13 protein-coding genes are annotated in these 13,235 nt (G+C 64.0%); 8 read left to right on the plus strand and 5 right to left on the minus strand.

The annotated features are described in order from the left end of the window. Positions 1-267: 267 nt before the first annotated feature. Positions 268-2,175, plus strand: coding sequence for a ribonucleoside-diphosphate reductase subunit alpha (locus tag VL973_RS10470; protein ID WP_325283962.1), 1,908 nt, complete (start codon positions 268-270; stop codon positions 2,173-2,175). 154 nt (positions 2,176-2,329) lie between these two features. On the opposite strand, the gene VL973_RS10475 is transcribed toward VL973_RS10470, so the two are convergent. Beyond that, positions 2,330-2,608 carry a DUF2171 domain-containing protein gene (locus tag VL973_RS10475; RefSeq protein ID WP_325283963.1) on the minus strand — a complete coding sequence of 93 codons (279 nt, stop codon included), beginning with the start codon at positions 2,606-2,608 and terminating at the stop codon, positions 2,330-2,332. Between the two features lie 50 nt (positions 2,609-2,658). Between VL973_RS10475 and VL973_RS10480 the strand changes: the two genes are divergently transcribed. Both VL973_RS10480 and VL973_RS10485 read left to right on the plus strand, forming a co-directional pair. After that, on the plus strand, positions 2,659-2,901 hold the full coding sequence (locus tag VL973_RS10480) for a hypothetical protein (protein WP_325283964.1): 243 nt from the start codon (positions 2,659-2,661) through the stop codon (positions 2,899-2,901). Positions 2,902-2,921: 20 nt separating this feature from the next. Beyond that, positions 2,922-3,977, plus strand: coding sequence for a ribonucleotide-diphosphate reductase subunit beta (locus tag VL973_RS10485; protein ID WP_325283965.1), 1,056 nt, complete (start codon positions 2,922-2,924; stop codon positions 3,975-3,977). Positions 3,978-4,020: 43 nt separating this feature from the next. On the opposite strand, the gene VL973_RS10490 is transcribed toward VL973_RS10485, so the two are convergent. Next, positions 4,021-4,428 (minus strand): DUF4345 domain-containing protein, encoded by a 408-nt coding sequence (locus VL973_RS10490; protein WP_325283966.1) that lies wholly within the window; start codon positions 4,426-4,428, stop codon positions 4,021-4,023. After that, positions 4,425-4,892: a DUF2721 domain-containing protein gene (locus tag VL973_RS10495; protein ID WP_325283967.1), complete on the minus strand. Its 468-nt coding sequence runs from the start codon at positions 4,890-4,892 to the stop codon at positions 4,425-4,427. Before VL973_RS10495 ends, VL973_RS10490 begins: the two co-directional genes overlap by 4 nt. Positions 4,893-5,095: 203 nt before the next feature. Here VL973_RS10495 and sucC point away from each other — a divergent pair, with 203 nt between their 5' ends. The 3 genes from sucC to VL973_RS10510 all read left to right on the plus strand — a co-directional run bounded on the left by sucC (position 5,096) and on the right by VL973_RS10510 (position 8,166). Then, positions 5,096-6,310, plus strand: a complete 1,215-nt coding sequence (gene sucC / locus VL973_RS10500; RefSeq protein ID WP_325283968.1) for an ADP-forming succinate--CoA ligase subunit beta — start codon at positions 5,096-5,098, stop codon at positions 6,308-6,310. A gap of 180 nt (positions 6,311-6,490) precedes the next feature. Next, entirely contained in the window at positions 6,491-7,240 is a 750-nt protein-coding gene (locus tag VL973_RS10505) for an electron transfer flavoprotein subunit beta/FixA family protein (protein WP_325283969.1), read from the plus strand. Further along, the gene (locus VL973_RS10510; RefSeq protein WP_325283970.1) at positions 7,237-8,166 is read left to right on the plus strand and encodes an electron transfer flavoprotein subunit alpha/FixB family protein; all 930 of its coding nucleotides are present in this window, start codon (positions 7,237-7,239) and stop codon (positions 8,164-8,166) included. Before VL973_RS10505 ends, VL973_RS10510 begins: the two co-directional genes overlap by 4 nt. Before the next feature lie 54 nt (positions 8,167-8,220). Here the strand turns inward: VL973_RS10510 and nhaA are convergent, their stop codons facing one another. After that, positions 8,221-9,459, minus strand: a complete 1,239-nt coding sequence (gene nhaA / locus VL973_RS10515; protein WP_325283971.1) for a Na+/H+ antiporter NhaA — start codon at positions 9,457-9,459, stop codon at positions 8,221-8,223. Positions 9,460-9,541: 82 nt separating this feature from the next. Between nhaA and VL973_RS10520 the strand changes: the two genes are divergently transcribed. Beyond that, a complete protein-coding gene (locus tag VL973_RS10520; RefSeq protein ID WP_325283972.1) occupies positions 9,542-11,014 on the plus strand; it encodes a DUF389 domain-containing protein in 1,473 nt (490 codons plus the stop codon). Here VL973_RS10520 and VL973_RS10525 read toward each other — a convergent pair whose 3' ends face one another. Then, positions 11,015-11,308: a hypothetical protein gene (locus VL973_RS10525; RefSeq protein ID WP_325283973.1), complete on the minus strand. Its 294-nt coding sequence runs from the start codon at positions 11,306-11,308 to the stop codon at positions 11,015-11,017. Positions 11,309-11,340: 32 nt separating this feature from the next. Here VL973_RS10525 and VL973_RS10530 point away from each other — a divergent pair, with 32 nt between their 5' ends. Further along, positions 11,341-13,158 (plus strand): ABCB family ABC transporter ATP-binding protein/permease, encoded by a 1,818-nt coding sequence (locus tag VL973_RS10530; protein ID WP_325283974.1) that lies wholly within the window; start codon positions 11,341-11,343, stop codon positions 13,156-13,158. Positions 13,159-13,235: the final 77 nt, after the last annotated feature.

Consider the following 13,235-nt stretch of genomic DNA (forward strand, 5'->3'; position numbering starts at 1 on the left):
CGGAGCCGATTTATCGAAGCGACGAGACGAGTCCCCGAAACGTCATTTAGCGGCTTGCGTGTCGCGGCAAATGCCCACAATCTATGGGGGTAGCGTCAGGGGGCTGACACAATAGCTGGTGTTCTTTGACCCGCGACCCCATATTGCGGGGGACACCGGATCGGCCCCTTCATCAATGGCGTGATCGCTTTTTGTTCTCGCGCGCAGCGTGTCGGATGGATACCATCCACCGTCTGCCCGAGTCGAACGAATGAGGAACGGGCAGTCATGGATTTCAGGGACGACGCGAAAATGAACGACATGGCCGATCTTGCCGAAGCACCCGTGGCCGACGCTGCCACGCCCGCCCGCGCGGCCCGCGATTCCAAGACGATCGACCCGCAACTGCACGCGGTCGAGGTCGATCATGGCCGTGACGCGCTGCTGACCGAGTTCGGCAAGGAAACGCTCAAGGACCGCTATCTGCTGCCCGGCGAATCCTATCAGGACCTGTTCGTGCGCGTCGCCTCGGCCTATGCCGACGATGCCGCCCATGCCCAGCGGCTGTATGATTACATCTCGAAGCTGTGGTTCATGCCCGCCACCCCAGTGCTGTCGAATGGCGGCACGGGGCGCGGCCTGCCGATTTCGTGCTATCTCAATTCGGTGCCCGACAGCCTTGAGGGCATTGTCGCGACCTGGAACGAGAATGTGTGGCTGGCCTCGCGCGGGGGCGGCATCGGCACTTATTGGGGCAGCGTGCGCGGCATTGGCGAGCCGGTCGGCCTGAACGGCAAGACCAGCGGCATCATCCCGTTCGTGCGCGTCATGGATTCACTGACGCTGGCGATTTCGCAAGGGTCGCTGCGGCGCGGTTCGGCCGCTTGCTATCTCGACATCTCGCACCCCGAGATCGAGGAGTTCCTCGAAATCCGTAAGCCCTCGGGCGATTTCAACCGCAAGGCGCTGAACCTGCACCACGGCGTGCTGATCCCCGACGCTTTCATGGAGGCGGTGCGCGCGGGCGACGAATGGCAGCTGAAAAGCCCCAAGGACGGATCGGTGCGCGGCACGGTCGATGCGCGCGCGCTGTTCCAGAAGCTGGTCGAGACACGACTGGCGACGGGCGAGCCGTATATCGTGTTCAGCGACCATGTGAACTCGACCATGCCCCGGCACCACCGCGAGCTGGGGCTGAAGGTTTCGACCTCGAACCTGTGCAGCGAGATTACGTTGCCGACCGGCACCGATCATCTGGGCAATGATCGCACGGCGGTATGCTGCCTGTCCTCGCTCAATCTTGAGACATGGGACGAGTGGAAGGACGACAAGGTCTTTATCGAGGACGTGATGCGTTTCCTCGACAATGTCCTGACCGATTATATCGACCGTGCGCCCGATGAAATGGCCCGCGCCCGTTATTCGGCGATGCGCGAGCGGTCGGTGGGGCTGGGTGTGATGGGCTTCCACAGCTTCCTTCAGGCGCGCGGGCTGCCGTTCGAAGGGGCGATGGCCAAGTCGTGGAACCTTCGCATCTTCAAGCACATCAACGCGCAGGTGAACGAAGCGTCGATGCAGCTTGCGGTCGAACGTGGGCCGTGCCCCGATGCTGCCGATGTCGGCGTGATGGAGCGGTTTTCATGCAAGATGGCGATCGCGCCCACCGCGTCGATCAGTATCATCTGTGGCGGCACCAGCGCGTGCATCGAACCGATCCCGGCCAATATCTATACGCACAAGACGCTGTCGGGCAGCTTCGCGGTCAAGAATCCCTATCTTGAGAAGCTGTTGAACGAAAAGTCCAAGAACTCCGATGCGGTGTGGAACACGATCCTGGAGAAGGGCGGTTCGGTCCAGCATCTCGATTTCCTCAGTCAGGAGGAAAAGGATTGCTACAAGACCAGCTTCGAGATCGATCAGCGCTGGGTGCTGGAACTGGCCGGCGACCGCGCGCCCTATATCGATCAGGCGCAGTCGCTGAACCTGTTCATTCCCGCCGATGTGGAAAAGTGGGATCTGCTGATGCTGCACTTCCGCGCATGGGAATTGGGCATCAAGTCGCTCTACTATCTGCGCTCCAAATCGGTGCAGCGCGCCGGGTTCGCGGGCGGCGTGGAAGCCGACAACACGATCGAGAAGCCGACCTTCGATTTGGGCGAGAGCACCGATTATGACGAGTGCCTGGCCTGTCAGTAAGCGGGCGGCTTCGGATTGCGGAAGCAATCCGAAGACTCGTCACGGCGGCCGGCGGGCCGGCTATGCTGGCACGTCCGACGGCGTGGCCCTCCAGCGCAAACCGCCGGCCCGCACGTTGCGGACCGGCGCTTCGCTCAAGTCGTCGGGCAAAGGGTCAGAGCGGTTCGCCGCCCTCTTCTTCCTCGAACGTCACCGCCACATCGGCATTGGCCGACAGGCGGACCTGATCGCCCTCGACCTCGGCGACGAGGCCGCCCGGAATGAAATGGTGATGATCGGTATGCAGTCCGTCTCCGGCCCCCTCGATATCGGCGCCCGAGTCCTTCCTGGTCAGCTTGATTCGGTCCCCTTCGACCCCGTCGACGGTGCCGATATGCACGCCATCGGCGCCGATCACTTCCATATGCTCGCGAATGTTGCTGAGGTCGGCCATGTCGTCTCTCCAATGATGGTCGCGGGTCCAACGCTTGCGACGCACAGAGGATGCGCCGCGCCGGTGACGGCGGCATGACCGCCGCCTTTGCCATCCAGTTGTTCGTCGGGCTGGTCGCGATCGCGATCGGTGTGCCGATGCTGGCCGCGCCTGCACGCGTGGCCCGTGCCCTTGGCGCCGGGCCGGTCGCGCGCCAACACTATGGCCTGCGTATCGCGGGCATGATGCTGACCATGTTCGGCGTGCTGGTCGCGGGCTTTGCCGCGATCGTCGCCACTGCCCATATTTACTGATCCTGTCCGGAGTATCACCGATGTCGCTGACCGAAGCCCGCAAGCAGTATAAGCCGTTCGAATATCCCTGGGCCTATGATTACTGGAAGCGTCAGCAACAGCTTCACTGGCTGCCCGAAGAGGTGCCGCTGGGTGAGGATTGCCGCGACTGGGCGCAGAAGCTGTCGGAGCATGAGCGCAACCTGCTGACGCAGATCTTCCGCTTCTTCACCCAGGCCGATGTCGAGGTGCAGGATTGCTACCACGAGAAATATGGCCGCGTGTTCAAGCCGACCGAGGTCAAGATGATGCTGACCGCGTTCAGCAACATGGAAACGGTGCATATCGCGGCATACAGCCATCTGCTCGACACCATCGGGATGCCGGAAAGCGAATATGGCGCGTTCCTCGAATATGGCGAGTTGAAGGACAAGCACGATTATCTTCAGCAGTTCGGCGTCGATTCGGATGAGGATATCGCGCGCACGCTGGCGATGTTCGGCGGCTTTACCGAGGGGGTTCAGCTGTTCGCGTCGTTCGCGATGCTGATGAACTTCCCGCGCTTCAACAAGATGAAGGGCATGGGGCAGATCGTGTCATGGTCGGTGCGCGACGAAAGCCTGCATTGCGAAGGTATCATCCGCCTGTTCCATGCTTTCACCAAGGAGCGCGATTGCCTGACCAAGACGGTCAAGGACGATATCGCCGATGTGTGCCAGACAACGATCCGGCTGGAGGATGCGTTCATCGACCTGGCGTTCGAAATGGGTCCGGTGAACGGCATGACGGCCAAGGATATCAAGAAATATATCCGCTACATCGCCGACTGGCGTATGGGGCAATTGGGCCTGAAGCCGATCTACATGATCGACGAACATCCCATTCCCTGGCTGACCCCGCTGCTGAACGGCGTGGAGCACGCCAATTTCTTCGAAACGAGGGCCACCGAATATTCCAAGGGCGCGACGCGCGGCAACTGGAACGACGTCTGGTCGAGCTTCGACAAGCGCAAGAAGGTCGCCGGAACCGCGCCCGCGAACGAGGATGCCGATGCGCTGGGGGACATGTTCACCGCATCGGGCGTTGCGGCGGAGTAAGGTGAACGGCGTGGCGCGCGGGCCTCGGTCCGGCGCCGCCACATTATCCGGTCGTGGTGGGTGCCCGACAACGCGCCGCCACCACCGCCTGCCACAGCGTCAACGCGGGCACGACGCCCAGTTCCATGACCAGCCCGGCGACGTGGCCGGTCGATGGCGCGCCGATCTGCGCCAGACTCCACGCGCGCCCAACGCCCCCCGCGACCACCATCGCGCCGAGCAGCCGAAAGCGGGCGCCCTTGCGCTCGATATTCGGGATGCAGGTGACGAAGCCGATGCCGAGCGCCAGAAAAACGCCTGACAGATAGCGGAAATGGCTGTCGAGATCGGTGCTCGGCAATGGCTGCCCCAGCCAGCCGGGGCCACGCATCAGGCTGAGTGTCGCCACTGACAGCGGCACCAGACTGGCCAGTGCGACCGCGATTTGCAGCGCGCGACGGCGGCCGTTCAACGGTCGAGCCGCTTGCGGTCGCGCTCCAGCAATTCCTCGCGGATATGCGATGCCTTCAGTGACAGGCGCACTTCGAACAGAAAACAGATCAGGCCAAGGATGAGCATCACCATCGAGCCGATAAAGGCGCTGGCGACGACGGTGCCGATCCGCAGATGCGACAATTCCGCCACGAACAGCAGTGCGACGACCGCGCAGATGGCGATCGCCGATGCCGTGACGAGCGAGATCGACAGGTTGATGACGGTGATGCGCCGGTCGATGCGGCGCAATTCCCAGACATGGCGGTCATGTTCGGGACCGGTGGTGCGCGGATGCAGTTGCTCCAGCGATCGCGCCCGGTCGATGACCCGTGCCAGCCGTCCGGTCAGCACGTTGAGCAGCCCGGCGATGCCGGCCAGCAGGAACACGGGCGCGATGGCGATCTGGATCGTTTCCGCGACGGTCGAGATGACGAACTCCATCGATGGACTTGTGATGGCGAAGCCGGGGCGCGGCAAGCGGAAAAGGCAGAGCAGGTAAAACCGGCTTTATTGCGACTGCGATGCAGGTGCGAAAAAGATATGGCTAAGGGCGTCGATGGGGGCTGGATTCATGCTTCCGCCTGTGCTTAGGGCACTGCAAACACCTGCCGCGACCCCAATTCCCAAGGAAGGACGCCCGCGCGATGAATATCCACGAATATCAGGCCAAGGAACTGCTCGCCAAGTTTGGCGTCCCCGTGCCCGCAGGCTTCGCGGCGCTAAGCGTCGAGGAAGCGGTTGAAGCATCGAAGAAGCTGCCCGGACCGCTTTACGTCGTGAAGGCGCAGATCCATGCCGGTGGCCGTGGCAAGGGCAAGTTCAAGGAACTGGGCGAGGGCGCCAAGGGCGGCGTCCGCCTCGCCAAGACCGAGGATGAGGTGCGCCACGCCGCGACCGAAATGCTCGGCAACACGCTGGTGACGATCCAGACCGGCGAGGCCGGCAAGCAGGTCAACCGCCTGTATGTGACCGACGGCGTGGACATCGCCAAGGAATTCTACCTCGCGCTGCTCGTCAATCGCGCCACGGGCCGTGTGTCGATGGTTGCCTCGACCGAGGGCGGCATGGACATTGAAACCGTCGCGCACGATACGCCGGAAAAGATCCACTCGATCGACATCGACACCGCCACCGGCTTCATGCCGCATCATGGCCGTGCGGTTGCCGCCGCGCTGGAACTGACCGGCGACCTCGCCAAGCAGGCCGCAAACGTTGCGTCCAAGCTGTATGACGCGTTCCTGGGCACCGATGCCGAGCAGATCGAGATCAACCCGCTGGCCGTCACCGAAGCCTCTGGTGATTCTGGGGCAAAGCTGATGGTGCTCGACGCCAAGGTCGGCTTCGACGGCAATGCGCTGTTCCGTCACAAGGATCTGGTGGAACTGCGCGACGAAACCGAAGAAGACCCGATGGAGCTGGAAGCGTCGAAATACGACCTGGCTTACATCAAGCTCGACGGCAATATCGGCTGCATGGTAAACGGCGCTGGCCTGGCCATGGCGACGATGGACATCATCAAGCTGAACGGCGCGTTCCCGGCCAACTTCCTCGACGTCGGCGGCGGCGCTTCGAAGGAGAAGGTGACGGCGGCGTTCAAGATCATCCTGAGCGATCCGGCGGTCGAGGGTATCCTGGTCAATATCTTTGGCGGGATCATGAAGTGCGACATCATCGCCGACGGCATCGTCGCCGCCGCGCGTGAGGTGAACCTGTCGGTGCCGCTGGTCGTCAGGCTTGAGGGCACCAATGTTCAGCAGGGCAAGGACATCCTTGCCAATTCGGGCCTGCCGATCGTCGCCGCCAACGATCTGGGCGATGCCGCGAAGAAGATCGTGGCCGAGGTCAAGAGCGCGGCCTGAACCCTTCCGCGTCGAACTGCGTTGATAAGGTCCGGGCGGTGACGTCCGGGCCTTTCGCGTATCTGCCGCTACGGCAAGCCGGTTTAGACATACCGGACTTGCGAAATGGTCCGCGAAGCCCCAGAAATGAGGGCGTACCGAAGTTCGAAAACAGACCCGTCGCGGGGAAAGGAGCCACTGGTGAAGCTACTCGTGCCCGTCAAGCGCGTGCTTGATTATAACGTGAAGCCGCGCGTGAAGGCCGACGGCACCGGCGTCGACCTGGCCAATGTCAAGATGAGCATGAACCCCTTTGACGAGATCGCGGTTGAAGAGGCGATCCGCCTGAAGGAAAAGGGCGTCGCGACCGAGATCGTCGTCGTGTCGATCGGCGAGCCAAAGGCGCAGGACACGCTTCGCACCGCGCTGGCCATGGGTGCCGACCGCGCCATCCTGATCACGGTCGAAGGACCGGTGGAGCCGCTGGCCGTCGCCAAGATCTTGAAGAGCGTGGTCGATGAAGAAGCGCCGCAGATGGTTATCCTTGGCAAGCAGGCGATCGACGACGACGCCAACCAGACCGGCCAGATGCTGGCTGCGCTGACCGGCTGGGCGCAGGGCACCTTCGCCAGCAAGGTCGAGGTCGAGGGCGAGGCGGTCAAGGTCACCCGCGAAGTCGATGGCGGGTTGGAAACGGTCAGCCTGAAACTGCCGGCGATTGTCACCACCGACCTGCGCCTGAACGAGCCGCGCTATGCCAGCCTGCCCAACATCATGAAGGCCAAGTCCAAGCCGCTCGCGAACAAGACTGCCGCCGATTACGGCGTCGATACCGCGCCGCGCCTGACCATCGTGTCGGTTGCCGAACCGGCCAAGCGGCAGGCGGGCGTCAAGGTTGCCGATGTCGACGAACTGGTGATGAAGCTGAAAGCGATGGGAGTGGCCAAGTGAAGACGCTTGTCTGGGTCGAGCATGACGGTCAGTCCGTCAAGGACGCCACGCTGTCGGCAGTGACGGCCGCGGCCAAATTGGGCGAAGTGCATCTGCTGGTCGCCGGGCAGGGTGTTTCGGGCGTTGCCGACGCCGCCGCGAAAATCGCGGGCGTTGGCAAGGTCCATGTGGCCGACGATGCGGCCTATGCCCATGCGCTGGCCGAAAATGTCGCGCCGCTGGTGACGGGGTTGATGGACAGCCATGACGCGTTCGTCGCGCCGGCGACCACGACGGGCAAGAACATCGCCCCGCGCGTCGCGGCACTGCTCGATGTCATGCAGTTGTCGGACATCCTGTCGGTTGAGGGGCCGGATACCTTCACGCGGCCCATCTATGCCGGCAACGCCATCGCGACGGTCAAGACCGCCGACGGCAAGCTGGTCATCACGGTTCGCGGCACCGCGTTTGAGAAAGCGGCGGCCGAGGGCGGTTCGGCCACGGTCGAAGCGGTGACGGGCGCGGGCGATGCCGGACTGTCGAGCTTTGTCGGCGCCGAGATTGCCGAATCGGCGCGGCCCGAGCTGACCAGTGCCAAGGTGATCGTGTCTGGTGGACGTGCGCTCGGCTCTTCGGAGCAGTTCCACGAATTGATCGAGCCGCTGGCGGACAAGCTGGGTGCGGGCATCGGCGCGTCGCGCGCGGCGGTCGATGCGGGCTATGCGCCCAATGACTATCAGGTCGGCCAGACGGGCAAGATCGTTGCCCCCGAGGTCTATGTCGCGGTCGGCATCTCCGGCGCGATCCAGCACCTGGCGGGCATGAAGGATTCGAAGGTCATCGTCGCGATCAACAAGGATGAGGATGCCCCGATATTTCAGGTCGCCGACCTTGGCCTGGTCGGCGACCTGTTCAAGGTGTTGCCGGAGCTGACCGAAAAGCTCTGAGCCGACGATTGTCGAATGCAAAGGGCGCGGTGCCGTTGGCCACCGCGCCCTTTTTCATGCGTGATCGGCCGCGTCGGCGATCCGTTCAGGCTCGCCGGCGATCGGCCGGCCCGTGCTCAGCAGCACGAAGCCGCCCAGCGCCGAAATGATCGAGCCGATCAGCACGCCAATCTTCACTTCGTCGATCAACAGTTCGTTGCCGGGAAAGGCCAGGCCGCCGATGAACAGACTCATCGTGAACCCGATGCCCGCCAGCATCGACACGCCCCAGATCTGGCGCCAACTGGCGCGCGGGCGGGGGGCAAAGCCGGTTCGATCCGAAATCCATACGGCCGAGAAGATGCCGATCTGTTTGCCGACGAACAGGCCAAGCACGATCGCCAGCGGCAAGGGGTCGAGCAACACCGATGGCGACAGGCCAGCGAACGACACGCCCGCATTGGCGAAGCCGAACAGCGGCACGATCACGAATGCGACGGGTGCGTGCAGCTTGTGCTCCAGCCGGTGCAGCGGTGAATCATGCGCGTCGGGCGCGGCGGGGGATTTGACGATCGGGATCGCCATTGCCGCCAGCACCCCGGCGACGGTCGCGTGCACGCCTGACATGAACACGAACAGCCACAGGGGCAGCGTCAGCAACAGATAGGGCCATAGCGACAGCACGCCGCGCCGGTTGAGTGCGAACATGATCGCCAGCACGCCAAAGGCCGCCGCCAGCCAAGCCCAACCGATCCCGACCGTATAAGCAACCGCGATCACGATGACCGCGCCCATATCGTCGACGATGGCCACCGTCGTCAGGAACAGCTTGAGCGAGGCGGGTGCCTTCTTGCCGAGCAGCGCGAGCACGCCGATCGCAAAGGCGATGTCGGTTGCCGCCGGGATTGCCCAGCCAGGCGTCAGCACCGGATCGGGCGCAACCGCCGCCAGATAGAAGAGCGCCGGCACGACCATGCCCGCCACCGCGGCCGCGACGGGCAGCCGCCGCCGGTCCCAGCTTGCCAGCCGCCCGTCGACCAGCTCCCGCTTGATCTCAAGCCCGACCAGCATGAAAAACACCGCCATCAACGCATCGTTGATCCACAGATGCATCGTCATCGGCCCGTATTTGGGACTGAGGACCGGGCCGGTGGTCAGGTGCAGGAAATGGAAATAAGCCTCGCTGGTCGCAGGCACATTCGCGGCGATCATGGCAGCAAGTGCCGCCGCGATCAGGACGATGCCGCCCGTTGCTTCGCTGTGCAGGAAACTGCGAAGCGCCGACGCGGAGCGTCCCACTAACCGGGTAGCCATCCAAAATCCCCTTGTTCGTGCTGCGGCCCGGCGCCTTCCTATGCACTGGTCGGCGCGGGGCAAAGCCATTATCGAACCGCAAATGACGGTTTACGCCTCTCGCCCTCCTTCGTTCGTCGCGCTTCGGCGCTGGTGGCGCGCGCATATGCGCCGCGATGTCGACCATGCGGCTGTGATCGAGCAGGTTCGCGACGATGCCGGCTGGAACGGCCGATATGCGTTCATGATCCTGATGTCGGCGGGCATCGCGGTCCTCGGCCTGCTCTTGTCGTCGCCGGCGGTGGTGATCGGGGCGATGCTGATTTCGCCGCTGATGGGTCCGATCATCGGGCTGGGCTTTGGCCTGGCGACGTTCGACTGGCCGGAGATCCGCACCGGCGCCACCGCGCTGTTGCTGGGCGTGGTGCTGGCGGTGGCGTTCACCGCATTGGTCGTCGTCCTGTCGCCGCTCCAGAACGTGACTGACGAGATCGCGGCGCGCACGCGGCCCAATCTGTTCGACCTGATGGTGGCGCTTTTTTCGGCGCTGGCGGGTGCCTATGCGGTTATTCACGGGCGGTCCGGCACCGTGGTCGGCGTTGCCATCGCCACCGCGTTGATGCCGCCGCTGGCCGTGGTCGGCTTTGGCCTGGCGACGCAGAACTGGACGGTGTTCGGCGGGTCGCTGTTGCTGTTCGTCACCAACCTGATGACGATCGCGCTGGCGGCTGCCGTCATCGCGCGGCTGCACGGGTTCGGCGCGCATCTGTCGCCGCAGCACACCTTGTTCCAGACGGTGATGGTGCTGGGCCTGCTGGCTGCGCTGGCGGTGCCGCTGGCGGTGTCGCTGCGCCAGATCGCGTGGGAATCGCTGTTCTCGCGGCAGGTGCGCGAGGTTATTCTGGACGAGTTCGATGGCGAAGCACGGCTCAGCCAGGTCGATATCGCTTATGGCCGCGACCCGATCCGCGTCACCGCGACGGTGCTCAGCCCGCGTTACCAGCGCAATGCCGAACGTCATGCCGCTGCCGTTCTTCGCGAACGCACGGGCCGCGCGGTCGCCGTGTCGATCGAGCAGTATCGCGTCGGGACCGGGGCCGAAGCGGAGGCGGCTCAGATCGCCAATGCCGCCGGCCAGTTGCGCGACCGGACGGCGGAACGGCTGGTCGGACAGCTGTCAATCGTGTCGGGCGCGCCGCGTGCGTCAATTCTGATCGATGTCGAGCAACGCCACGCCGTCGTGCGGGCGCAGCCGCTGCCGGGTGCATCGCTCGACACCTATCGCCTGCTCGAACAGCGAGTGGCACGAACCGCGCCTGCATGGCGGATCGAGCTGGTGCCGCCCGCGCTGGACCTGCCCGAAATCACGTTCAACGAAAATGCGCCCGATGCCGCCAGGGTCGCGACGGTCGTCTGGGCGGCGAAACGCACCGGGCTGCCGATCACCATCTCGGGTGCTGAAGCAACGACGGCCGCGGTCGCTGAAGCGCTTGAAGACCAAGCCGTGTCGGTAACGGTCGAAGAGGGAGCGGGGGATACGGTAACGTCGGTATGGACCACCGGCGCGCCGGAATAATCAGCCGCGGTCGCGCGTTTCCACGCGGGCCATCCGCACGCCGCGCTGCTGGCAGGCGCCGGTCAGTTCGGGAAAGGACAGGTCGTTGTTGCGAACCAGCGCGGCGGGCATCGCCGCCTGACATTCCAGCGCCGAGCGATACTGGACCGGTTCGACCCGCGCCTGCTGACATGCCGCGCCGGCATCGCCGCAGCCCATGATTGCAATAACGAAATACAGCGGTTCCATTGATCCATCCTCCGCAATCCCCAACGCGGGATGCGGCGAATCGTTGCGAAACACGGTGCGTTGCATGTCGCGGCGCTTGACACCAGATAGGCGCCTTCATGCCCCCCATCGATACCACCAACACCACGGTCGAGCGGCCGCTCCTGCCCACCGTCCACCGATTCCTGCCTTATCTTTGGCCGCGTGACGCGCCGGGGATGAAGGCGCGCATCGTTGTCGCGATGTTTTTCGTCATCCTGTCAAAGCTGGTGCAGGTTTACGGCGCGCCCTTCGCCTTGCAGGGCGCGGTCGACGGGATGGCATCGGGCGATCGGAGCGCGGCGACGCTGATCGTGCTGCTGGTCATCGGCTATGCCGTTGCGCGGCTGGGCACGGTCTTGTTCGACAATCTTCGCAACGCCGTGTTCGAGCGGGTTGGACAGGACGCGACCCGGCGGCTGGCGGCGGCGGTGTTCCGGCATCTGCACCAATTGTCGCTGCGCTTTCATCTCGAGCGGCGGACGGGCGCGATCACCAAGGTCGTTGAACGCGGGACCAAGAGCATCGACACGATGCTGTATTTCCTGTTGTTCAACATCGCGCCCACCATCCTCGAACTGGGACTGGTGCTCCAGATTTTCGGCTCGCGGTTCGGACTGTGGCTGGTCGCGTCCACGCTTGCGATGGTGGTCATCTATATCGGCTTCACCCGCATCGTCACCGATTGGCGGCAAAAGCTGCGCGAGGCGATGAACGACCTCGATACCGGCGCGGTCGCCCATGCGGTCGATTCGCTGCTGAACTTCGAAACGGTCAAATATTTCAACGCCGAACGGCGGGAGGCGGAGCGGTATGAGCGCGCCGTCCACGCCTATGCCAACGCCGCGACCAGGAGCGAGAACAGCCTTGCGTGGTTGAATGTCGGGCAATCGGTCATCACCAACGCCATGCTGGCGCTGGGCATGGGCGTCATCGCATGGGGCTGGTCGACGGGGCGGTTTACGCCGGGCGAAGTGGTGCTGGTGTCGACGCTGCTGACGCAGTTGTTCCGCCCGCTGGACATGCTGGGCTGGGTCTATCGCACGATCCGGCAGGGCGTGATCGACATGGGCGCGATGTTCGACCTGCTGGACACCGGGGCTGAGGTTCGTGACGCGCCCGGCGCGCCCGCGCTGGTCGTGGACAAGGCTGCGGTCCGGTTCGAGGGCGTGGTATTCGGATATGAACCTGGCCGTTCGATCCTGAACGGCCTTGATCTCGACGTGCCGGCCGGCGCGACGGTGGCGATTGTCGGCCATTCGGGTGCGGGCAAGTCGACCATCGCCCGGCTGATGTTCCGCTTCTATGACGTGCAGGCGGGCCGCATCCTGATTGACGGACAGGATATCGCCGCCGTGCAGCAGGAAAGTCTGCGCGCCGCGATCGGCATCGTGCCGCAGGATACGGTGCTGTTCAACGACACCATCGGCTACAACATTGCCTATGGCCGCGAAGGCGCGGGACAGGGCGAGATCGAGGGTGCGGCGCGCGGCGCGGCGATCGGCGATTTCATTGAAAGCCTGCCCGATGGTTATGCCACGCGCGTCGGCGAACGCGGGCTGAAATTGTCGGGCGGCGAGAAACAGCGCGTGGCGATTGCCCGCACGCTGCTGAAAGACCCGCCGATCCTGATCCTGGACGAAGCGACATCGGCGCTCGACAGCCGGACCGAGGCGGAGATTCAGGCGACGCTGGAGACGATCGAGCGCGGACGCACCACATTGGTCATCGCGCATCGCCTGTCGACCATCGTCCATGCCGATCAGATCGTCGTGCTGGAGCGTGGACGGGTTGCCGAACAGGGCACACATGGCGACTTGATGCGTCGTAGCGGCATCTACGCCGATATGTGGGCGCGACAGGCGAGCGAGCGCGAACAGGCGCTGGCCGCGGAATGAGAGGGAGACGGGCATGAGCAACGAACCGGCAGGGGATCATGTCAACTGGCTGGGCGGCGCGGCCATCGCGGCGGGCG

This window comes from Sphingomonas sp. (assembly GCF_035490575.1).
In the GTDB taxonomy this organism is placed as follows: domain Bacteria; phylum Pseudomonadota; class Alphaproteobacteria; order Sphingomonadales; family Sphingomonadaceae; genus Sphingomonas.